At 48.1% G+C, this 21,878-nt stretch carries 16 protein-coding genes; 11 read left to right on the top strand and 5 right to left on the bottom strand.

The genetic code is table 11. From position 1 onward, the window contains the following. Positions 1-27 precede the first annotated feature (27 nt). The 4 genes from GWR21_RS30225 to GWR21_RS30240 all read left to right on the top strand — a co-directional run bounded on the left by GWR21_RS30225 (position 28) and on the right by GWR21_RS30240 (position 5,507). Positions 28-810: a ParA family protein gene (locus tag GWR21_RS30225; RefSeq protein WP_162335414.1), complete on the top strand. Its 783-nt coding sequence runs from the start codon at positions 28-30 to the stop codon at positions 808-810. A gap of 22 nt (positions 811-832) precedes the next feature. Continuing rightward, positions 833-2,356, top strand: coding sequence for an eCIS core domain-containing protein (locus tag GWR21_RS30230; RefSeq protein WP_162335415.1), 1,524 nt, complete (start codon positions 833-835; stop codon positions 2,354-2,356). Between the two features lie 46 nt (positions 2,357-2,402). After that, positions 2,403-3,782, top strand: a complete 1,380-nt coding sequence (locus GWR21_RS30235; protein WP_162335416.1) for an ATP-binding protein — start codon at positions 2,403-2,405, stop codon at positions 3,780-3,782. 165 nt (positions 3,783-3,947) lie between these two features. After that, a complete protein-coding gene (locus GWR21_RS30240; protein ID WP_162335417.1) occupies positions 3,948-5,507 on the top strand; it encodes a M81 family metallopeptidase in 1,560 nt (519 codons plus the stop codon). A gap of 38 nt (positions 5,508-5,545) precedes the next feature. Here GWR21_RS30240 and GWR21_RS30245 read toward each other — a convergent pair whose 3' ends face one another. Beyond that, positions 5,546-5,962: a hypothetical protein gene (locus tag GWR21_RS30245; RefSeq protein ID WP_162335418.1), complete on the bottom strand. Its 417-nt coding sequence runs from the start codon at positions 5,960-5,962 to the stop codon at positions 5,546-5,548. A gap of 80 nt (positions 5,963-6,042) precedes the next feature. Between GWR21_RS30245 and GWR21_RS30250 the strand changes: the two genes are divergently transcribed. After that, on the top strand, positions 6,043-8,706 hold the full coding sequence (locus tag GWR21_RS30250; RefSeq protein ID WP_162335419.1) for a T9SS type B sorting domain-containing protein: 2,664 nt from the start codon (positions 6,043-6,045) through the stop codon (positions 8,704-8,706). A gap of 150 nt (positions 8,707-8,856) precedes the next feature. Here GWR21_RS30250 and GWR21_RS30255 read toward each other — a convergent pair whose 3' ends face one another. Both GWR21_RS30255 and GWR21_RS30260 read right to left on the bottom strand, forming a co-directional pair. After that, positions 8,857-12,351 (bottom strand): ABC transporter permease/M1 family aminopeptidase, encoded by a 3,495-nt coding sequence (locus GWR21_RS30255; RefSeq protein WP_162335420.1) that lies wholly within the window; start codon positions 12,349-12,351, stop codon positions 8,857-8,859. After that, positions 12,345-13,247 (bottom strand): ABC transporter ATP-binding protein, encoded by a 903-nt coding sequence (locus tag GWR21_RS30260; protein WP_162335421.1) that lies wholly within the window; start codon positions 13,245-13,247, stop codon positions 12,345-12,347. Before GWR21_RS30260 ends, GWR21_RS30255 begins: the two co-directional genes overlap by 7 nt. Positions 13,248-13,451: 204 nt before the next feature. Between GWR21_RS30260 and GWR21_RS30265 the strand changes: the two genes are divergently transcribed. From GWR21_RS30265 to GWR21_RS30285, 5 genes are all read left to right on the top strand, one after another. Beyond that, positions 13,452-14,936, top strand: coding sequence for a sensor histidine kinase (locus GWR21_RS30265; RefSeq protein ID WP_162335422.1), 1,485 nt, complete (start codon positions 13,452-13,454; stop codon positions 14,934-14,936). Then, a complete protein-coding gene (locus tag GWR21_RS30270; RefSeq protein WP_162335423.1) occupies positions 14,933-15,664 on the top strand; it encodes a LytR/AlgR family response regulator transcription factor in 732 nt (243 codons plus the stop codon). Before GWR21_RS30265 ends, GWR21_RS30270 begins: the two co-directional genes overlap by 4 nt. Before the next feature lie 4 nt (positions 15,665-15,668). After that, the gene (locus tag GWR21_RS30275; RefSeq protein ID WP_162335424.1) at positions 15,669-16,076 is read left to right on the top strand and encodes an NUDIX hydrolase; all 408 of its coding nucleotides are present in this window, start codon (positions 15,669-15,671) and stop codon (positions 16,074-16,076) included. Positions 16,077-16,097: 21 nt separating this feature from the next. After that, the gene (locus GWR21_RS30280) at positions 16,098-17,081 is read left to right on the top strand and encodes an aldo/keto reductase (RefSeq protein ID WP_162335425.1); all 984 of its coding nucleotides are present in this window, start codon (positions 16,098-16,100) and stop codon (positions 17,079-17,081) included. A gap of 75 nt (positions 17,082-17,156) precedes the next feature. Then, positions 17,157-18,272: a metallophosphoesterase family protein gene (locus GWR21_RS30285; protein ID WP_162335426.1), complete on the top strand. Its 1,116-nt coding sequence runs from the start codon at positions 17,157-17,159 to the stop codon at positions 18,270-18,272. 8 nt (positions 18,273-18,280) lie between these two features. On the opposite strand, the gene GWR21_RS30290 is transcribed toward GWR21_RS30285, so the two are convergent. Then, positions 18,281-18,982, bottom strand: coding sequence for an alpha/beta fold hydrolase (locus tag GWR21_RS30290; protein ID WP_162335427.1), 702 nt, complete (start codon positions 18,980-18,982; stop codon positions 18,281-18,283). A gap of 80 nt (positions 18,983-19,062) precedes the next feature. On the opposite strand from GWR21_RS30290, the gene GWR21_RS30295 reads away from it, so the two are divergent. Next, on the top strand, positions 19,063-20,121 hold the full coding sequence (locus tag GWR21_RS30295; RefSeq protein WP_162335428.1) for a M48 family metallopeptidase: 1,059 nt from the start codon (positions 19,063-19,065) through the stop codon (positions 20,119-20,121). Between the two features lie 674 nt (positions 20,122-20,795). Here GWR21_RS30295 and GWR21_RS30300 read toward each other — a convergent pair. Then, positions 20,796-21,878 carry a PorP/SprF family type IX secretion system membrane protein gene (locus GWR21_RS30300; protein WP_162335429.1) on the bottom strand — a complete coding sequence of 361 codons (1,083 nt, stop codon included), beginning with the start codon at positions 21,876-21,878 and terminating at the stop codon, positions 20,796-20,798.

Consider the following 21,878-nt stretch of genomic DNA (forward strand, 5'->3'; position numbering starts at 1 on the left):
GATCAATTACCTGTTTAATTCGACCCCATGATCGTTCTGTCCGTTGCCATACAAAAAGGAGGTTCAGGCAAAACCACCACCGCATTGAACCTTGCAGCCGCCCTCCAGCGTATGGGAAAGAACGTGCTGCTCATTGATCTCGATCCCCAGGCGAATCTGACCCAGTCACTGGGTATTGCGGACGATTCAGACCTGAGTATTTATGAATTGCTGAAACAGGCCGCTACCGGCGAACTCACTGATGTACAGCATGCGATTGTTAATACCAGCATATTACCGCTCATTCCCGCTAACCTTGAACTGGCCAGCGCCGAACTGGAGTTGGTAAGTATGTACGGTCGTGAGCAACTGCTCAACCAGATACTAGTTCAGTTAGGGGATGAATATGATATTATTGTGATTGATTGTCCGCCCGCGGTAGGCATGCTTACAGTCAATGCACTCGCCGCCAGTGATTACGTACTGATGCCGCTGCCGGCAGAGTTCCTGCCATTCAAAGGGGTGCAGCGATTTATGAAGAACGTACAACTGATAAAGAAACAGCTGAATAAGAAGCTGGAAGTCCTTGGTATCGTATTGACAAAATTCGACGAACATAAGAGCATGCATAGGGACGTGCGTGCCCGTCTTCATGAGATGTATCCTGATAAAGTACTGGAAACATCGATACGTAGCAATATATCTCTTGCCAAAGCACAGGAACAGGCGAAGGATATATTCTCATTGGATAGTAATGCCAATGGTGCGAAAGATTATCGCGCGCTGGCAACAGAGATAGCCGGACGTCTGGTGACAACGGCAGCACAATAGCCCCAATTTTAAAACGATAGATATGAAAACGAGTAATAGTCGTCGCTATCGCAGACATCGTAACCCCGAAAATACAGATGCGAAGGAAGGACCGTTCTTTACTCCTGCGCACAACGCGGTACAAACAAAAACAGATGCGTTCTTTCAGCCTAAGCTGGCCGTTGGTCAGCCGGGTGATAAATATGAGAGAGAAGCCGATGCCGTTGCCGATAAGGTAGTTAATCAGCCATCAGCTAAAGGTAATGGCGTACAACGGAAAGAGATATCTGCCGTGCAGGCAATGCCGGAAAAGAAAGAAGACGAAAAGAAGGTGCAGAAGAGACGGGACAAAGAAGAGGAAGTCCCCGTACAGAAGAAGGATGCCCCTCCTGGAGATAAAGAAGAGAAAAAACCTGAACAGTTGCCGTCTAAGAAAGAGGAAGAAAAGCCGGTTCAGAAAAAAGATGATAGAGCTGCGCCTGAGAAGCAAGAAGAAGAGAAGAAACCCGTGCAGAAAAAAGAAGAACCCGAAAAAAAGCCTGCCGCCGATGAGGTGATCAAAGAAGAGAAAGATGATAAGGAAAAGGGTGGGAAACCATCTGTAATGACGAAGAAAAATGTTTCACAGGCAACGGAAGAAGGCAGCGATCAGCTTGCGCAGCAGTTAAGGGAACAGCAGGGGAATGGCAGTCCAATGTCTCCGGCGATGAAAAAGGAGATGGGAACGGCCATCGGAGCAGACTTCAGTAATGTGCGTATCCATACAGGAGAAAAGGCGGCTGAACTGAACAGGGAACTGGGCGCCCAGGCATTTACACACGGTAATGATGTGTATTTTAATAACGGTAGATACGATACTGATTCCGCCGCCGGTAAACATTTGCTGGCACACGAACTGACACATGTGGTCCAACAGGGTGCTGCACCTGCCGCAGAAGGTAAACAGACCTCACCTGCTGCAGGACATACCGCTCCTGGTATACAGCGTGAGATCTCTACGCCGCTGCCCGAAGGTGTAAAGCCGGATGAGAAATCAGAGATCGCTGAGTTTCCCGTTGGTAGCTTCAAGGTGCAGGTGAAACCCGACAGAAAGGCAACCGAGGAGGATAATATTGCACCTAACAAAGCAGAAACAAAAGGTGATATCTCTACTTATATCAATTTTACTACAAATGGTAAAGGTGAGATAACTAAGGTCTCAATTTCCAAGACGCTGATCATTGAAACCGTATATGGCGCTGATGTGACTTCTAAAAGTGATTCAGGATATGGCCGCGGGCATATCAAATCTGATAAGGATAAGGGAAATAAATCACTGGGCTTTCATGAAGGTAATCATGGCATTGATTTTATGAACTACATCAAGTCGCATAAGTTCCCGGAAATTGTTATTAAAAAGCCAGTGTCCCAGGCAGAGTTTGATGCGCTGAAAGCAAAGTGGGATGTCAAATTTGACGCCTATGTGAAAGACATGATGGCGAAAAGTAAAAAGGACACGGACGATGTAACAGATCCTCCTGCCGCAGTGCCCGCACCGGCGCCTGCTCCAGCCGCTCCATCAAAATGATAATCCGCAGTCACCTGCTGCGATGAAATAAGTGTTTACAAATATTATGATCGATAATCAAAAGAATGCGCATGTCTTACAGGAGTTTTTATCCTGGCTGCGTGACGAAATGAGGAAACGCCTGGCGCAGTATTTCGGCCCGGAGAATAACGTTATTCCTGTTATACCTGATCCTGATCTCACACCTGGTACATCCTGGACGGATGCACCGATCGTGAAATTTATCAACGAGAACCAGCTGGACAAAGAAGCCCAGCTGTTACTGGTGATGGCCATTGCACCTCATGTGAATGCTGTGTTTTTTGAGGAAGTGATCAATGAATTCCTGGTGGATAAAGGAGACTTTCCCCTGATCGGCTGTGTAAAGGGAACACAGTTCAGGGGACTATTACCTACAGGAGATACTTTTCTCTTTCTGCTCGCGGGCACTGATCTGTCTGGCCGCATAGAGAAAATGGCATACTTTAGCGAATCACACGTATTTGCTAAGCGACACGTACTCTGGCTGGATAAGCCCGAACAGGGAGAGCCGGTAATGAGCGGGAAGATTGTGTTGTCGCAGGAGTACATCGATCTGTTCCTGACGGGCAGTTATGCAAAGCCACGGTTCGGAAATGACTTTCCGGCAGAAAGTATCACTACACCGCTGGATTGGGCTGACCTGGTAGTAAATCCACAAACGATGGAGCAGTTGCATGAATTGAAGAAATGGCTGAGGGTGAAACATCAGCTGCGGGCAACTAATAAACGGCTGAAACCCGGTTTCAGGGCATTGTTTTACGGACCTCCCGGTACCGGTAAAACATTATCTGCCTGTCTGCTGGGCAAACGCGACCCGGCGGAAGACCCTGAAGGTGTAGCAGAAGACCTGGACGTATTTCGTATTGACTTATCACTGGTGGTCTCCAAGTTTATTGGGGAGACAGAAAAGAATTTGTCCTCGCTGTTTGACAGGGCGGAGCATAAAAACTGGATACTTTTTTTTGATGAAGCCGACGCTTTGTTCGGTAAACGTACCAATATCCGTGATGCGCACGACAAATATGCAAATCAGGAGATTTCGTATCTGTTACAGCGTATCGAGAACTACAACGGACTGGTGATCCTTGCTTCTAACTTCAGGAATAATATTGATCCTGCTTTTTCGCGGCGTTTTCAGTCGATCATACAGTTCCCGATGCCTAATCAGGCCGAACGCCTGCAACTATGGAAGATGATCCTGCCGGATAGTATGATGGAAAAGGAAGGTATCCTGGAAAAAGTGGCTGCTACGCATGAGATATCAGGTGCATCTATTATCAACGTAGCACAGTACTGTTTCCTGAAGAATATGCAGTATAACGGACAGATCCTGCCGGTATCGGCAACGGACCTGGAAGAAGGCTTGGTGAGAGAGTTTAACAAAGAAGGTAAAATCTATAAATGATTCCCCCACTCGGTTGTTCCTCCGGAACGGACGATAGCCTATATATTAGCAGCATAAATATTAAATACTGGTTATTAATTGTTAATTCATCATCAGGAACTGCCAGCCTTTTTAGCTAACTTGACAGCGCTTGCTCAGGCGATGTTAATCAGCTAAAATCTATATATGAAGCGCATATTTCTGCTAATGGTGTCCTGTTCTGCGATCGTCTCCCTGACGGTGCATGCACAGCAAAAGAAACTGCCCCGGATCGCGATTGCGGGACTGGGAATTGAATCCAGCACATTTTCTCCTGCATTGACAAACGAAGAAGCCTTTCACGCCCGCTACGGTGCGGAGGTATTTGGCGCCTATCCGTTTTTTGCGGTCGATTCTCCCCTGAGAAGCAGGGCCGTATGGGTGCCTGCACTGGTGGGCAAGTCCCTGCCTGGAGGTGCCGTAACCCGTGAAGCCTATGAGTCGCTGGTAAATAAGGTACTGGACTCGCTAAAGAAGAATGCACCGTACGATGGATTGTTCTTCGACATTCATGGGGCTATGAGTGTTGTGGGACTGGATGATCCGGAGGGAGACTTCATTACGCGCATCAGAAAAGTGATCGGCACTAAGACGATCATATCAACATCTATGGACCTGCATGGAAATGTCTCCTGGAGACTGGCAGAAAATACAGATCTGATCACCTGTTACAGAATGGCGCCTCATGAGGATGCTATGGAAACTAAACAGCGTGCTGTCCGTAACCTGTTGGAACGTATAGAAACGGGTAAAGGAAAACCGGCATTTAAAGCCTGGATCCCGGTTCCGGTGCTTTTACCAGGGGAAAAGACCAGCACCCGCATAGAACCCGCTAAAACGGTCTATAAGGCAGTAGCACCGGCTGCCGCACAGCCAGGTATAGTAGATGCAGCTATCTGGGTGGGATATGCCTGGGCGGATGAACCACGTAACCATGCGGTTGTGATGGTGACCGGAGATGACAGAAAGAAGGTTACGGCGACAGCAGAACAACTCGCCAAAAGTTTTTGGGCAGTGCGTAAGGACTACGCTTTCGTGGCGCCGGTTGATGATCTGAAAGGGAGCCTGGACAAGGCGGTTGCCAGCAACAAACATCCTTTCTTTATCAGCGACTCCGGAGACAATCCTACAGCCGGTGGCGCCGGCGACGTGACATGGAGTCTGACTGAGATCCTGGCCCGTAAAGAATTCCAGTCCGAAAATGGTCCGTCACTGATCTACGCATCCATCCCGGGGCCTGAACTGGTGGAGAAAGCCATCGCTGCCGGTGTAGGCGGTCACGTGGATGGCTATGCCGGAGCAGCAGTTGATGCCCGTTACGCACCGCCTGTCAGATTAAACGGCACGGTAGAAGCGATAGAAAAAGGAGACAGGGACGCTGTAGTAGAAGTTGTGGTAAAAGTAGGTAGTGTACATGTGATCGTTACACAGAAACGTAAACCCTATCATAAAGAGAAAGATTTCACCAGACTGGGGCTCAATCCACGTAAATCGGATATTGTAGTCGTGAAGATAGGGTACCTGGAGCCGGAACTGTATGCCATGCGGGCCGACTGGATACTGGCACTTACACCAGGAGGTGTGGACCAGGACCTGAGCCGTTTACCCTATAAAAGGATAGAACGCCCGATGTTCCCACTGGACGCTGACATGAAAGATCCGGACCTGTCAGCTAAACTGGTGCCTTTATCAGGCAGGCTGAAGTAATGAATAACAAAGCGTATGTGTAACCGCATACGCTTTTTTTATTGCATACTCTCCCGCAGGAAACGGAGCCTGTCCTTTTGTGGGCCCCGCTTGAGAGAAATGACCTTTAGTGCTGCCTCCCGCTTAGAGAGATAGGTGACCAGGAAATCCAGTTTAGCCATCAGCCGTTGTAACGGCTCATATGCTCCATGGTCCAGTCTGATATCGGCTTCTTCAAACAGCAGGTCAGTAATGGTGTCCAGCGTCTGTAGATGCACGTTATTGTCCGCAATAAATGCCTCCAGCTCATTGACAGTAAGTCTATCAAATGATTCCTTTGACTCAAATTTTGTGGCTTTAAAGACAGTACGAATGCTCTCCAGAGCCCTGGCAGGCTCGCTTCTTTTCATACTGATAACCGCCCTCAGCACCCTTCCCAGTTCTTCGATCATTTCCAGTATGTAATCCTTCCGCATAGACCCCTAATTTTTAAACGACTATTTTATTTACCTTCACGCCAGCATTCATTGAGAATAATCACACACAAAACCCAACCATGAGATCCCCTTTTCTGCCTATGTTGGTACTGTTTACCCTTGTCTGTTCCCGTATAGCCGCTCAGGTAGCGAATTTTACGGTACCGGATACCGTGTGTGTAAACCAGACGTTCAATATACAAAATAATTCTACCGGAGGCAGTACTTGGTTCTGGAATTTTTGCTCAGGCAGCCTGTTCAGTACACCGGTAGTAACGAATCTTACCAATATCAATGGTGCGTTACGTACACCTACATTCCTGGCAATCGCCAATGATGGGGTTAATTATTGTGCTTTCATAACCAATAATATAGGAGAGCTGGTACGTTATAGTTTTGGGAATAGCTATCTCAATACGCCTACTGCCGAGAACTTTGGTAGCCTGGGAGGTGTCATTCCCAATCATACAGAGGGGGTGCAGATCGTGCAGGACGCCAATGGCTGGCATGTGATCGTTGTGGGAGGCACCAGCGAGATTCAGCCCCGTATTGTCAGGGTTAGCCTTGGTAATTCCCTGGCCAACGCACCTGTTTCGTCCGTGAACTGGGGAAATCTGGGCAGTATGGACTACCCTCATGACCTGTTTATTACCCGGGAAGGTACTAACTGGTACGGCTTTACCGTAAACTTCCTCAGTAACAGCGTAACCAGGTTCGACTTCGGCAGTTCTGTGGCCAATACGCCTACTGCCGTGAATCTTGGCAACGTGGGAAATCTGAACCACCCTACCGGCGTTTTTGCCACACAGGAGAATGGCAATTGGTATGTATTTGTAACAAACGAGGCTGACAATACCATCACCAGAATGGATTTCGGCAATAGTCTCGGCAATACACCCACAGGTGTTAACCTCGGCAACGGCGGCGGTATCATCAATAAGCCCAGGGATATTTCGGTGATCAGGGATTGCGGAAAGATCTTCGGTCTGGTTGTAAGCGCTGGTGCATCCGATCTGACAAGAATTGATTTTGAAGGAGATATTACAAGTAATTTTACAACCACTGCGCTTAACTCCGGTGCTGGCTTCAGCTTCCCGCACTCCATTTCCACGATCTTCAGAGAAGGGGATAATCTGTACGCGTTTATCACGAATGCGACGGGGCACCGGCTGTCCAGGTTCGTATTCAACAGCTGTAATACTTCCAGTATCGCCTCGTCCACATTGCAGTCTCCACCGGCGGTTTTCTATAGCCAGCCAGGTATATATACGATCAATCTGCTGATGAATGAGTCTTTACCGACACAAAGCACTTATTGCAGAACTGTGGTAGTATTAGACCCGCCTGTTGTAGACCTCGGCCCTGATCAGCAGGTATGTGAGGGGGGATCGGTAGTGCTGGATGCAGGACCAGGTTTTAGTAGTTATCAGTGGAGCACTGGCGCTACGACGCAGACCATCATCGTTTCCCACTCCGGGAACTATCGCGTGACGGTCAGTAACGGAGGGTGCACAGCAGCTGACGATGTAAATGTTACCGTTGCACAGGTGCTGAATATGACCACCGATATTACCGATATCACCTGTTCAACTCCACAGGGGAGTATTGCAGTAAATATAACAGGTGGTACTGCTCCCTACACGTACTACATTGGTGGTACCAGCAATGGTAATAATAATGTCTTTAATAACCTGATAGAAGGTATTTATACTATCAGGGTAGCCGATAACGGTGGTTGTGAAGTAGCGCGCCTGGTAGAAGTACATAAAGATGCGACAAAACTGTTAGCAGCAACTGCCGCAGGTATTTCTCCCACCTGTAATGGGCGAGAAGATGGTGTTATCACAGTGACGATAGAAGAAGGAACTCCTCCTATCGAATATGCACTGAATGGAGGTAGTTTCCAACCAAACCCGACGTTTCCTGATCTGGCAGCAGGCGACTATGTGGTAACAGCACGTAATGCTTCCTGTAGCCTGGATATTCCGGTCACCCTCACTGAAGCTGCTGCACTGACTCTAACGTACAATAAGACAGACGAACATTGTGGTGACGCGAACGGTGCTATCGCTGCTATCGTAACGGGTGGCACGCCTCCATACACATATACCTGGAATAATGTGGCAGGTAGCACCACCATCAGTAATTTACAGGCCGGCACTTATCAGCTGGTGGTAAGTGATAACACGAATTGTGCAGTACAGGAAAGTATTATGCTGGATAATGTGGTACTGCCACCCGTGTATATCAGCAATAATGATACAACTATTAACATTGGTCAGTCGGTACAGCTCAATGCCTATAATGCTGTGGATTATGCCTGGACGCCGGTCGCCGGACTAAGTTGCGTTACCTGCGCGGATCCCGTAGCGACGCCTTCACAGACAACTACCTATACTGTAACAACGGTGACGGGTATGAACTGTGTGAAGACCGATCTCGTGACTATTAATGTAACTTTTAACAATTCGCTTTATATTCCTACTGCCTTCACGCCCAATGCGGATGGTGTGAATGACCTGTTTGTTATCAAGTCCCGTGGTGTGGCTACGTACAATATTCAGATCTTTAGTCGCTGGGGCCAGCTGCTCTTTAATTCCACTAACCCTGGCGAACACTGGGACGGCCGGTATAAAGGTGTATTGCAGCCGGCAGGGTCCTACATCTATGTAGTGACATACAGCTTCTTTGGAGATAAAAGCAGTGAAACTACTCAGAAGGGCGTCTTCACGCTAATACGATAAGCGGCATCTAACTGCAGGTTGACTGGCGCCCACAGCCTGCAGGTGCTTATATTTACAGCCTCACATACAGGTGTTTCGGTCAGGGCAAACGTATTATGCAGCGGGGTGCCTTTACGCCGATAAGATAAAGGGTTAACAAACAACGGATAGTTATAACGTTGCGATATTATTCTCCTGGTCGGGATCTGGTATATAACAATAAGGGTCAATAGCGACTGTCACAGGTGCTGTATCTGTCTGTATAGTCAATAAAGTCTTACTGTCAGAGAAGTGATGTTTCTGCAGGTACAGGGGTGGGGAAGTCTGCCATTTTTCTACCGGGTGCCCGAACACCGCAATGTCTATATCATCGTCAGGTGCTGACTCTTTACCTGTAGCAAGGTCCTGTTTAATAATATTGATCTCAAGTGTGAGCTTATATTGTCCATTTTTTTGCCGTTCACAGGAACGGATGCTGATCTGCTGGAAGTAAATGAAGGTTCGCTGTAACCAGTCATTAATATGCCTGATCTCCCGGTCATCAGCGGTAGCATATAATTCCTTCACGAGGTCTGTTGCCCGGGCTTTTGTATGCGGATATGCGTGTTTTGCCAACAGGCGGTGAAGAGCGTTATTCAGACGTGCTTCTCCCAGTAATTCCTTCAGTCCGTACATGGCCAGTGTTCCTTTCTGATAACAAACGGCGGACTGCCCCACGGTCCCTACCAGTGGCAGCTCCCGCTCATTTTTATCCTGCATGACGAAGTACAGATGGTTGTCATTCTGCAGATATTTCCGTAATAATGTACGTCCCTGCTGTTTTTCGAGTACCATCGATTCTGTATACTGTGCCAGTGTTTCTGTCAGGAAAGCCTTGCCCGGTTGGTCAGCAGGCGATAACAGATTGGCCCACCATTGATGTGCTGTCTCATGCACTGTTGTGCCATAGGCATAGTTGACTTTATTGCTGTCGCTGAAGTTTGTCTGGAAGTTCAGACGCTCCGCACTGAATATTACTCCCGGATAGGCGGTGGCGGCGCCTTTATAATGTGGTATCTCTGCCAGTGTCAGTGTTTTGAGCGGGTAAGTGCCGAATTGTTCACTGCCGTAGTCAATGGCATCTTTCATACCCTGCATCATGGCAGCTAGATTTTGTGTATGTCCGGGATGATAGAAAATACGGTACGTTATGCCTTTGTATATCTCTTTGCTAAGCGCATAATGCCCGGCGGCGAAAGCAAACATGAAATTGATAGGTGCAGGCGTCTTGTAATGGAAATACCTGCGTCCGTCCTTCAGCCAGGTTTGCTGCAGTTGTCCGACTGTCACCACCTGCTGATCAGGAGCAACGGAAATCGTTGTTTCATAGTCGATCAGGTGATAGTTGCTGTCCGTAGAGAACAGGGCGACATGAGGCAGCATGCCATCGGTCTTCCTGGTGACTGAATCGGTCACTTCCCAGCGATCATTGTACCCCAGAGATGGGACAAACTTCTCCAGTTCGACATAAGAACCATTGCTGACAACCGTATGTTCCTTATTCAGGTCAGTAAAACCGGAGCGGATGATCTCCATCGTAAAACTTAACTGTAGACTATCGCCTGGATACAGCGGCTTTTTCAGTTCATACAGATATTGTTTAAATACCGGATCGTATGTCATATTCGCTGCGACTGGCAGGGAAATGTGGCAGCTGTTCACTTCGGGATCAATACTTATCCAAAGTTCTGGGATGGGAACAGTGGTTTGATTACTGAGCTGATAGGTGCCATTGACGGTGTATCTCCCATCCCCCGGATAGAGGTCAACGTGGGTACGTACAGCAGTGATCACCGGTTGTGGCATATCGGCCATCGCGCGGTATTGCTGTTCATAACGGAGTCGCCAGCCGAGTTGCGCTTTGGCACTCCTGTATGTTCCCTCGATATTGGTTTTATAGTAGATGAAACTACCGACAGCGATGTACAGCAGAGCGGGTATTGCAACCGCCCATTGAAAGCGTAACAGTCTGAATCGCTGTTTAATATAACTGCTTCTCTGCCAAAGCTGCACTGTCAGTATAGACAGTATAGTAGCGGCCAGAGACCAGTATAACATATACCAGTTGAATGCTGTTGCATAATGTCCAAATCCGTTCATGTCTGACCAGGTCATATCCGGTGCGGTAGCATAACGTAGCAGGTAGTGTTCGATGCCGAGTCTGCGGCTGGAGATGATCAGCAACGCCAGGAACATATTCAGTACCATGCCCAGGTACTTATTGCCGGCGAGGGTTTGTATAAATAATGTTAGTACCGCAAAGAGTAATAATGGTATCCCGCTGTAGTAATACAGGGACAGATAAGGAAGCATGTCTATATGATAGTAGCCATTACTCACCTGTAAACTGATGCCAATACCAATATTCGCTGTGATCAGTGTAATGACCAGTATGACGAGTGTACTATATTTAGCTGCCCACATCATAGTATCTGGCAGGGGAGTGCTGTACAAGAGGGAGGCTATATTATTACTACGTTCTCTGTCCGCCAGTTCAGCTGTATAAAAGATGATCAGCAACATGGCCGGTTTCACTGACCGTAATGCATCTGCCATAAAACCTGTGGTGGCGTAGAATTGTACACCATAGGCGCCGCTGTACAGTGTGTCTTTTAATTCTATCGCAAATATAAATATCCAGAGCGCCAGCATTACCAGGAACGGAATATGTCTGAAAAGCTGTACGACTTCCAGTCTGCATTGTGACAGGAAACTATTCCAGTGATAACGGTATCCGGCGACGGTGCTGCTGACCGGTGTATAAGATATGGCGGCCACCGGTGTGGCTTTCGCTGACGCACGTTTTCCGGCTATTGTCACATGAAGGCGGAAGGAGAATGCTTTATAGGTAATGAACAGTAGCATAGTTGATAAGGCCGTCCATAAGAGCCTGTTTTGCAGGAAGAGGCCTTTTAGCTCATATAGCTGTTGATTCCGCTGTACATCTGACCATAGGCGTGTGTCTCCCAGGAAGATTGCCAGTCCGAATGGATCGACCAGTAATGATAACGGATCCGGCGTGCCTGTCTTTAACGCCGAACTGGCAAACAGTGGAGAGTTACCAAGTATTGCTGCTATGGAGTAAAGAATGTAGAGCAGTACACCGGCTGTATAGATCGCGCGGATACTCCTCGTCAGGAGCGCCGTACAAAAGATCACGGTACATACGAACAATACATTCGGTAATCCCATTACCAGCAATGGTTGCAGGAAGAAGGACAGTCTGAAGATGCCTGTCTGCCCGCTGTTAATCCCCCAGGCACTGATCGCTATGCCTGCTGTCGCTAATATCAGTGTCATAAAAACGACTATTAATAAAGCGGAGAACCTGACCAGGAAATAAGGCAGTTTCTTCACCGCTGTCGTAAATAGTAACTGATCCATTCTGTAGGTAGTATCCCGCAATACTACACTCGCACAACATATGGTGCTCACGAAGATGGTGAACAGGGAAAGTAGTCCGGTGATATACGTGACTACATAAGGGCTATTCGTATGTACGGTATTACCGCCAAAATTCCCCTGTGCGCAAAGGACGCCTAATGCCAGGAACAGCAATGCCGTCACCTTGAAGATAAGCTGCCGGACATGATATCGCATTTCAAAGCAGAACAGATCACTTAACATGCTGCGACCTCCTTTCCGGAACGCTGGGTCCCAAATAATGCGGAGAAGTAGACATCTTCCAGGTCAGGTGTAAATGGCTGGAAGCCGGATTCCGGGCAGCTATCCGCCAGGACATGCAGGTGAATACTACCGGCAATCCTCCTGGTTGAAATAACATCCATGGTTGACAGGTAATGTGGTAATGCCTCTTTTAAGACCGTTTTTCGCCATATCTGTCCTTTGAGTGTATGGGTCAGCTCAGCCGGTTTTCCGCGTAATATGACCTTCCCGTTTGCCAGCACGGCCATCTCCGGACAAAGATCATGTACATCCTCTACAATATGCGTAGACAATAGTACCACTACCTGTTCTCCGATCTCACTCAGCAGGTCATGGAACCGGTTCCGCTCCTGAGGGTCCAGTCCAGCGGTCGGCTCATCTACGATCACCAGCTGCGGATTGCCCAGTAAGGCCTGTGCAATACCAAAGCGCTGCCGCATCCCGCCGGAGAAAGTACTGACCGCCTGTTTCCTCACGCCATATAAATTCGTTTGCTGTAAGAGTGCCGTTACCTGTTCTTTTCTTTCGGCTTTATTTGTAATGCCTTTGAGTATGGCAAAATGGTCCAGTAATGTATAGGCGGAGATCTTCGGATATACACCGAAATCCTGTGGAAGGTAACCCAGCTGATGACGTAATGCTGCGGGATGATGAAGGATGTCTTTCCCATCAAATAATATTTCTCCGCTGTCGGGTAACTGTAACGTGGCCAGTGTGCGCATGAGAGACGACTTACCTGCGCCGTTGGGACCCAGCAGCCCGAACATACCATTAGGGATATCAAGGGATACATTATCCAGGGCCTTCACCTGATGGCCATAGCTTTTGCTGAGTTGTCTGATCTGTAGTCGGTACATGTAACGGTGTTTTGTATGAATAGGTCTGCAAACTATACCACCGCTGCTGAGCGCTCAACTATATATGAGGAAAGACAGGGCGGCCATGACAAACGCCCTGTGCCGGCTTATATCCGTCATTGTGCACTTACATCATGAAAATAGCCTCTTTCGTCATTAATTTTTGTACGGACGATGGAATTAGCTTTTTTTTACCCGTCATATATGGATGCATTAAAAGAAAAAGGAAGCTTTGTTATCCGTGGCCTGGAAGTCTGGCTGTTCGTCGGTCTGCTGATCTGGGTGGTCATACTGGGACAGCGGACAATGACCTGGGAACTTTTCGGATCGCATATGGCTGCTTTAGGCTTGCCGGAGCTGCCTGTGCTGCTGTTCACCTGGTACAGCAAACCATTACAGGCACGGCTTACAAACACGCAGTACCAGCTGGTCTGGTGGGGAGTGTTTGCCGTTATGTTACCGCTACTGAGCGTGTGCAGTTGCTATTATCATCCATCCGCAGTAACAGCCGGTCATTATCTAACCAATATCTTATGCTGTATTTCGCTCGGCGTACTGCTGGTCGCCAGTAGCTATTATCAGCGGGAGATGCGGCATGTCAGCTGGATCAGGCGGATCAGTCTTGATAAGGCGGTCCTGATCAGTCTTGCACTGATCGCGCTATTGTTATCAGTGATGGCCGTATCCAGTCTGAACAACCCTCGCTATCATACAAAGGACCAGCTGCTGATAGGGTATGAATTCAGTCCCGTAAAGATCATCACTCACTTCGGTCTTTTTATCGCGTTACTCGCACAGTTCCTGTTTATGTACTGCTGCGGCTATGCCCTGTATTATCTGAATAGTCGTGTGTTAGTGGCTCAGATACTCAAACGGCGCGGTATCATTTTTTATCTTATGAGTGTATTTGCACTGGTAGCGGTATTGTATCCGTTTATAGGGCAACTATTGGCCTGGATGCCCATTAACAGCCTGTTAGGGGGTATCTTCGATAGGAATCCTTTTGTACTGGAGAACAGCTTTGGTGCACTGATGATTATGTTTGCCTCCCTGCCAATTGTACTCGCCATTCAATGGACCCGCCAGAACAATCGTATTGTTGCATTGGAACAGGAGAAAACAAAAACAGAGCTGGACCTGTTAAAACAGCAGCTTAACCCTCATTTCTTCTTTAATACATTAAACAACCTGTACGCTTTAAGCCTGCAGCGGTCGAAGCAAACACCTGATAGTATCTTACAGCTGTCAGAGCTGATGCGTTATGTTATTTACAAAGGACAGGAAGAACGGGTCACTATAAAAGAGGAGCTGAAGTATATCGAAGACTATATGGACCTGCAGCAGATGCGGCTCCGTCAAAAGCCGGACGTACATTTCATAAAAGATATTGAAGATGAGACGCAGATGCTGGCCCCCATGTTACTCATCGTATTTATAGAGAACGCTTTTAAACATGGTATTGAACCAGCGGAAGAACAGGCGTTCCTGCGCATCCAACTGATATGCCGGCAGGGCAAGATACATCTCATCTGTGAGAACTCCGTTGAACCAGGCAATACCACCACCCGGGGCATCGGACTGACTAACCTGCGAAAGCGCCTGGAACTATTATATCCCGGCCGCTACCAGTTAGAAACCGGTATAAAAAATCATACATTTAAAGCAGTATTGCAACTATATCCTGCATGAGTTTACGATGTTTAATAGTAGATGATGAGCCGCTAGCACACGATGTGATCCTGCGGTATATGGAAGACGTTCCTTTCCTGGAGCTGGCCGGCCAGTGTTACCGGGCCACCGAAGCGCTGGAAGTGCTCAGCCGGCAATCCGTTGACCTTATCTTTCTCGATATCCGGATGCCTAAACTCACCGGGCTGGATTTTCTGCGTACTTTACAGCAACAGCCACTGGTGATCATTACCTCTGCCTATGAGGAGCATGCGCTGGAGAGCTTTGAGCTGGAAGTCTGTGATTACCTGTTAAAACCTTTTCGCTTTGATCGTTTTCTGAAAGCGGTGAACCGTGCATTCTCCCAATACCACCTGAAGCAGCAGGCCAGTCATCCGATACCTGTACCCGCTCCGCCTGTGGCCGAACAAACACAATTGTACATCAGATCCGATAAGAAGATCATCCCGCTTAACCCGGACGACCTGTACTATCTCGAAAGCCTGGGAAATTATGTCAAGGTCTGGGAAGCCAGCCGTTTTCTACTCACACCACGCACCCTGTCCAGTTTTGAAAGCCAGTTACCTGCAGAAACGTTTATCCGCATTCATAAATCTTATATCCTCAATAAGAAATTTGTGAGCTATCTTGAGGGCAATACCGTTACACTGAAGAACGGAAAGCAATTGCCGCTTGGGAAAAATTACAAACATCAGGTGAAACAGTTGCTCGGCGGACGAAATAATTAGAATTATGGCAATATTAAAGACCGTTGGCCTCCTGATCATTCAGGAGCGGAAGTTATTACTGGCATTCAGCAGGAATAAACAATGCTTTTATTTACCTGGTGGCAAAGTCGATGCAGGAGAAACAGAGAAAGGCGCATTATGCAGAGAGATCGCGGAAGAACTGAATGTGGTGCTCAGTGAAGCCGAACTGGAATTCTACACGCATATCACGGCGCCGGCTTTCGGAGAACAGAATGGTGTGATAATGGAACAGGACTGTTACCGGCTGCACAGGCAGGTGACACCGGTACCATCAGCAGAAATAGGAGAGATCCGTTTTTTCTCTTCGGATGAGTATGCGCAACAGCAGGCACAGGCACCGGGCGCCATTGCCGTGCTGCGTAAACTGAAGGAGGAGGGTTTAGTAGATTGACAGACCACAAAATAAACAGTTATGAATTACAGACCATTTAAAGACGTACAGGTAGCTGAAGTAGGATTGGGCACCTGGCAACTGGGCAGTGCCGACTGGGGAAACGTGTGTGATGAAGATGCCCTGCAGATCTTACAGGCATATACCGATGCTGGTGGCAACTTTATTGACACTGCTGATGTATATGGCATGGGGGTGAGTGAAACTATTATCGGTAAATTTTTATCCACTGTCAATAAAGAGCTGTTTGTCGCTACGAAGCTGGGCCGCAGAGGGGACAATGGTAATGGCTGGCCGCAGAACTTTTCCTATGATGCCATGAAGCGTCATACAGAAGCTTCTTTACAGCACCTGGGACTTTCCCGTTTATTCCTCCAGCAGCTGCATTGTATTCCTACGGAAGAAATGCAGTCCGGAAAGGTATTTGATCACCTTCGTAAGCTGCAGGACCAAGGACTGATCCGCTATTTCGGCGCCAGTGTAGAGACTTCGGAAGAAGCACTGATCTGCCTGGAGCAGGAAGGACTGGTTTCTCTGCAGATCATCTTCAACCTCTTCCGCCAGCATGTCGCCGATGAGATCTTTGCAAAGGCACAGGAAAAAGGTGTGGCATTGATCGTGCGGGTGCCGCTGGCCAGCGGACTGTTAAGCGGTCATTTCAAAGCGGATACCGTATTCCCCGAAAAAGATCATCGTAACTATAATGCCAATGGCGCTGCCTTTAATGCGGGAGAAACGTTCTCCGGAATAGACTTTAAAGAGGGCGTACGCCTGGCAGCCGATATGCAGCAACTATTACCGGAAGGTTCCATGGCGCAGTGGGCTATCCGCTGGATACTGGACCACCCTGCCGTGACCACGGTTATTCCAGGTGCATCCAGGGTCGAACAGGTGACCAGCAATGTGTCTGCTTCTCAACTGACGCCTTTATCTGCAGGTATCCATACACAGCTTAGAAAGCTGTATGAGAAAGATGTGCATGGCAGGATCAGGGGCCATTATTAACCGGTTGATTACACACAGGACTACCTACTAGTTAGTTTTGGTTATATCTTTACCCCCGGAACAGAGAAAATTGTCATGAGATATAACACACCTGTGCTTAAGAAAGACCAGCCCGATGATTCCTATAAATTCCGTGCATTACCACCACCCAGTGGAAGTTATCCGTACCGGTTGCTTTTAAAGGACGTACTGCCATCAGCAGATGATAACAGTATGGTCTTTCATATGGTCGGTGATACCGGAAGTCTCCGTAGTCCTGATTTTCAGCGTGAGGTGGTAGGCCAGATGGTAGAGCAGTTCCACCTGGCTGCTCCAGAAGAGCGTCCGCAATTCCTCTATCACCTGGGAGACGTGGTATATAACCACGGTGAGGCGTCGCAATACCAACGTCAGTTCTTTGGCCCATATAAGGCTTATCCCGGGCCTATCTTTGCGATTGCGGGTAATCATGACAGCGATGTCAATATGGACGGTCCTGTGGCTTATAATGCGCTCGAACCATTTATGGCCGTTTTCTGCGACACTGCTCCGCATACCGTCTCATTCAGTGGCGGCGCCGAAAGAAAAAGCATGATCCAGCCAAATGTCTACTGGACACTGAAGGCGCCGCTGGCCAATATCATCGGGATGCATAGTAACGTGCCGAAATTCGGTATCGTAACAGATGAACAGAAAGCCTGGCTGAAAGAAGAGCTGATCGCTGCCAACAGCGAGCGCCCTGATAAAGCCCTGATAATCTGTATACATCACGCGCCCTACACGGCCGATATTAACCATGGGTCCAGTCTCCCAATGATCACGCTCCTGGAAGAGGCATTTGCCGAAACAGGCGTACGCCCGGATATTGTCTTCAGCGGACACGTACACAACTACCAGCGCCTGAACAGGCACTATCCCGATGGGAAGTCAGTTTGCTTTATTGTAGCCGGTGGAGGTGGATACGACGAACTACATCCTATCGCTTCCCTGGACGATAGCCGGTTCACTAATGATTATCCCCTTTTTAAATATGTGTCGCTGGACGCCTACTGTGATAATAAACACGGTTTTCTGAAGGTCGCTATTCAGAAGACCGCAGCAGGCCTGACCCTGACCGGCAGGTATTATGCAGTACCGCATAGTCCAAGGCCGGACGCGCCCATAGACGCTACCCTGGAAGACACGTTCGTATTAGCGCTCGGAAGGCCCTGACCAGCTGATCAAACGTCTGTCAGCATCCCGGCTGGCTGCAGGAAGTAAGTCAGCAGGGATATGTTGACCTGCTCTATCGGATGTGGCGTGCCGGGCAGTACGGCCATCCGGGCGCCCGGAATACCTCTATAGGCTACCACCGTTTCTTCCAGTGTCACCATTTTATCCCTGTCGCCCAGCATAATAAGCGCAGGGGTGGAGATCTCTTTATATTCATCCGGTTTCAGCGGATTATCCTTCCCCATTGCCAGCAGCATCTCTGCTGTTCGCTGCAATACCGTTTTCCAGTCGTTCGGCGCATGCAGCCGGGCCAGATTATCTGCGAAAGCGGGCACCTTCTGCACGATGATATCTGCATCCAGCATCTTTACTTCTCTGGCAGCTGTTGTTTCGTCCCAGTGGAACTTGGTACCTAATGTAATGACCCTGCTGATCAGGTCAGGATATTGCCTGGCAAGGTACAGCGCCACATATCCCCCCATACTGTAACCAAAGATGGTAACTTCCTTTAGCTTATGCTGACGGATGTATTGCAGGGTGGCTTCAGCGAAAAGTGCAATAGAGAAACGCTGTTCCGGTAGCGGAGCACCGCCGTGTCCCGGGAATTCAGGTAAGTGTACTTCATAATGCGCTGCAAGTTGCGCAGCCAGTGGTTGTAACTGTGTAGCCGCGCCAATAGCGCCATGGAGCAATAACAAGGATGGTTTCATCTAATGAAGATACAGAAATGGATTTATTAAAAAGTTCGTCGTAGATTTCGTTTCATTTGATCGTTCTGTTAATCTGATCTATGTATAAAGGCACCTTTTATAAGCAGCCGGCAGCTGAAATGATCCCGGTATCCTTCCGGATCTATGACGATGGTCTGCAGTTTGAGACCATCGGCGACGAAACTCCCCTGCAAAGCTATCTCTGGCTGTTCACCGCTATTCATTTTGAGGTAACCGGCGATTATTTCATGCGTATCATGCATCAGCAGCACGTAGGGCAAAAACTGGAAATAAATGATCCGGCATTTGTAAAGGTATTCCTGCGAAAATATAAACACTCAAAGCACTTCTTCCGCCGCAGTGGTATGCAGACGGCCATCGTTGCGCTCTCCGTATTCATAGGTTTAGTATTACTGGCTTTCTTTCTCGTACTGCCATGGACGGCGGATAAAGTAGCTAACAATCTGCCACGCACCTTCGATCAGCAGCTGGGACAAACGGCCATGGCGGGCATGAATGAAGTCACCGATGACAGTGCCAGCGCACTGCTTGCACAGTTTGCCGCGCAGATCAGATGGGATACACCTGACACGCTTACTTTCTTTGTCGTACCCAGTGCAATAGAAAACGCATACGCGCTCCCCGGAGGCTATGTATTTCTCTATACCGGCTTATTAAAAAAGCTGGATAAAAAAGAGGAGCTGGCCGCTTTATTATCCCACGAAGTGGCACACATTACGTACCGGCATTCCGTGCGTAAACTATGCCATGACATGAGCACTAACGTGGTATTGTCACTGCTACTGGCCAATACGGGTGACATGGCCAATATGTTATTCTCCAATGCGAATGATCTCTACGGCATGAAATATTCCCGTAAATTCGAGAAGCAGGCAGATATTGCCGGTATGCATACCCTACGTAACAATCATATTGACCAGCAGGGAATGCTGGCGCTCATGGAAGTATTGAAGCAATTGAGTGACCGGTCGGATGCACCGGAATTTATCAGCTCTCATCCGCTTACGACCAGCAGGATCAATTATATCAGGGAAGACATCAGTAACAACCGGGCTACAGCTACTGAACATACAAAAATGGAAAGCCTCTTCCGTCAGCTGAAAGCGAAGTATCACTAAACGCACTTTATCTCTCCCGCCTAATATTTCAGATAATTTTCTGGTACAGGGCAGTCTGCCGCGGGCAGACTGTCCTGTTGTGTGGTGTATATACCGTCCGGTTTACCGGCTTACAGGCAAATCATGCTTACCTGTGCCAGCCGTGATGATGGTGATGGTGGTGCGGACGTGGCGGATGACGGTAGCCTGGTCTTTCATAAGCGACCATGCAGCTGCTTAATCCCGAGATCAATAGAATGGCAACGACAAAATATTTTAAAGCTTTCATGTGGTGAAGTTTAATTAAGCGTAATCAATATGAAAGTTCAACGTCTGCAGGCGGTTTAAACTTCTTTCGTGTATCATAATGACAAAACTGTGCCAGACAGCGTCCGGAACTGTTATTTACTGTTAACGCGATTGTTATGCAGGGAACACGTGAGATGCTGGTACCTGGAAAATGAGGAGAAAAACAGGGTTAAAACGGCTTACTACATAAGTACTTATAGTTCACCAAAAGGGCACCTCAAGGGCACTTCAATATCATAGGGATATTGAAGTGCCCTTGAGGTGCCCTTTTGGTGAACTTATATTAAGCCGATCAGGCATTCGTAAGTACAGGAAAAAGAAGAGGGTATATCAGTTTTTAGCTGATATACCCTCAGGTAGTATTATTCAGTACTGAAAATCGTTGTTTAACGCCCGAATTTAGGACAGGATGACTGCCTTCTCTCTTCCTTACTCCTGGTGTCCCTGCTACTGCTCAGGAAGTCCCGGTAGGAGAGCACCAGCTCAAATCCACCACGCCGCTGTGAGGCGACCGCCAGCTTATCTACATTGACATCATAGCTCATCCCGATCATAAATTGTGACCACTGTAACTGTATAACGGGAATGACGGCATCCCGCATGCGGTAGAGCATGCCCAGGGTCAGTGTCTGCTGATCAAATTCATGACTATACATCGCGCCGGCTTGTATCGTGCTGATGCCAATAGGCTTGAGCCGGCGGTTGAACTGCCTGAAGTAGTCTGCATACAGTATAAAACGGTCGGTTTCACTGGTAGGTGCCGACAGTCCCGCATTCAGCGTAAACTTCCTGTTAAGTGTAATGATATGCCCCTTAAAGAAACTTACCTCCGGCATTGTGATATGATAAAGTCCCGCGCCTGCGAAATAGTCAATATCATACATGTCGTCCAGGCGGTTTTTAAACACACCGTTGTAGCTCAGGCCAACAGAGGCATCAAAATAATTGACGCTGGTATTATCAAATACCTGACGCGAAGCAGGACTGATGCTATAACTACCATTACTGCCCGCCACATACTGATCGTTAAATATCAGTTTGGTCTGGTCAAAACGTTGCTGCATCGATCCTCCCATGAAGCCGAAACTGAGATAGGAATTCCGGTATTCACTGAGGGATACGCCGTAAGTCAGGGACGGCATGATCTGGGTGGTATTGAACTGCGACGTGCCGGCGACATCTCTCAGTATCTGCAGACCAAAAGTCGCATAGCCGTCTTTGACAAAATTGACCGGTGTTTTGAACTCCGTACTTAATCCGAAAGTCCTGTATGGGATCGTTACACTTTCCCATTGATTCCTATAGGAGGCTGATACCCGGATGTTACCGGTGAAAACCCCCGCAAGACCCGGATTGCGCAGTAATGGCTGTTCATAGAACTGTGAGAACCCTACGTCCTGTGAAAAACCTTTGGAAAAGGTAAGACAGCTTATCAGCAACAGTGAACACGTTTTTATAGATCGTCTCAT

Origin of the sequence: Chitinophaga agri (assembly GCF_010093065.1) — a bacterium.
In the GTDB taxonomy this organism is placed as follows: domain Bacteria; phylum Bacteroidota; class Bacteroidia; order Chitinophagales; family Chitinophagaceae; genus Chitinophaga; species Chitinophaga agri.

Excerpts from the sequence above, each read along its gene's own strand:
- GWR21_RS30280 (WP_162335425.1), top strand. The coding sequence starts at position 16,098 with ATGAATTACAGACCATTTAAAGACGTACAGGTAGCTGAAGTAGGATTG.
- GWR21_RS30255 (WP_162335420.1), bottom strand. The coding sequence starts at position 12,351 with ATGTTAAGTGATCTGTTCTGCTTTGAAATGCGATATCATGTCCGGCAG.
- GWR21_RS30245 (WP_162335418.1), bottom strand. The coding sequence starts at position 5,962 with ATGCGGAAGGATTACATACTGGAAATGATCGAAGAACTGGGAAGGGTG.
- GWR21_RS30225 (WP_162335414.1), top strand. The coding sequence starts at position 28 with ATGATCGTTCTGTCCGTTGCCATACAAAAAGGAGGTTCAGGCAAAACC.
- GWR21_RS30275 (WP_162335424.1), top strand. The coding sequence starts at position 15,669 with ATGGCAATATTAAAGACCGTTGGCCTCCTGATCATTCAGGAGCGGAAG.
- GWR21_RS30265 (WP_162335422.1), top strand. The coding sequence starts at position 13,452 with ATGGATGCATTAAAAGAAAAAGGAAGCTTTGTTATCCGTGGCCTGGAA.
- GWR21_RS30230 (WP_162335415.1), top strand. The coding sequence starts at position 833 with ATGAAAACGAGTAATAGTCGTCGCTATCGCAGACATCGTAACCCCGAA.
- GWR21_RS30300 (WP_162335429.1), bottom strand. The coding sequence starts at position 21,878 with ATGAGACGATCTATAAAAACGTGTTCACTGTTGCTGATAAGCTGTCTT.
- GWR21_RS30285 (WP_162335426.1), top strand. The coding sequence starts at position 17,157 with ATGAGATATAACACACCTGTGCTTAAGAAAGACCAGCCCGATGATTCC.
- GWR21_RS30260 (WP_162335421.1), bottom strand. The coding sequence starts at position 13,247 with ATGTACCGACTACAGATCAGACAACTCAGCAAAAGCTATGGCCATCAG.
- GWR21_RS30295 (WP_162335428.1), top strand. The coding sequence starts at position 19,063 with ATGTATAAAGGCACCTTTTATAAGCAGCCGGCAGCTGAAATGATCCCG.
- GWR21_RS30270 (WP_162335423.1), top strand. The coding sequence starts at position 14,933 with ATGAGTTTACGATGTTTAATAGTAGATGATGAGCCGCTAGCACACGAT.
- GWR21_RS30235 (WP_162335416.1), top strand. The coding sequence starts at position 2,403 with ATGATCGATAATCAAAAGAATGCGCATGTCTTACAGGAGTTTTTATCC.
- GWR21_RS30290 (WP_162335427.1), bottom strand. The coding sequence starts at position 18,982 with ATGAAACCATCCTTGTTATTGCTCCATGGCGCTATTGGCGCGGCTACA.
- GWR21_RS30240 (WP_162335417.1), top strand. The coding sequence starts at position 3,948 with ATGAAGCGCATATTTCTGCTAATGGTGTCCTGTTCTGCGATCGTCTCC.
- GWR21_RS30250 (WP_162335419.1), top strand. The coding sequence starts at position 6,043 with ATGAGATCCCCTTTTCTGCCTATGTTGGTACTGTTTACCCTTGTCTGT.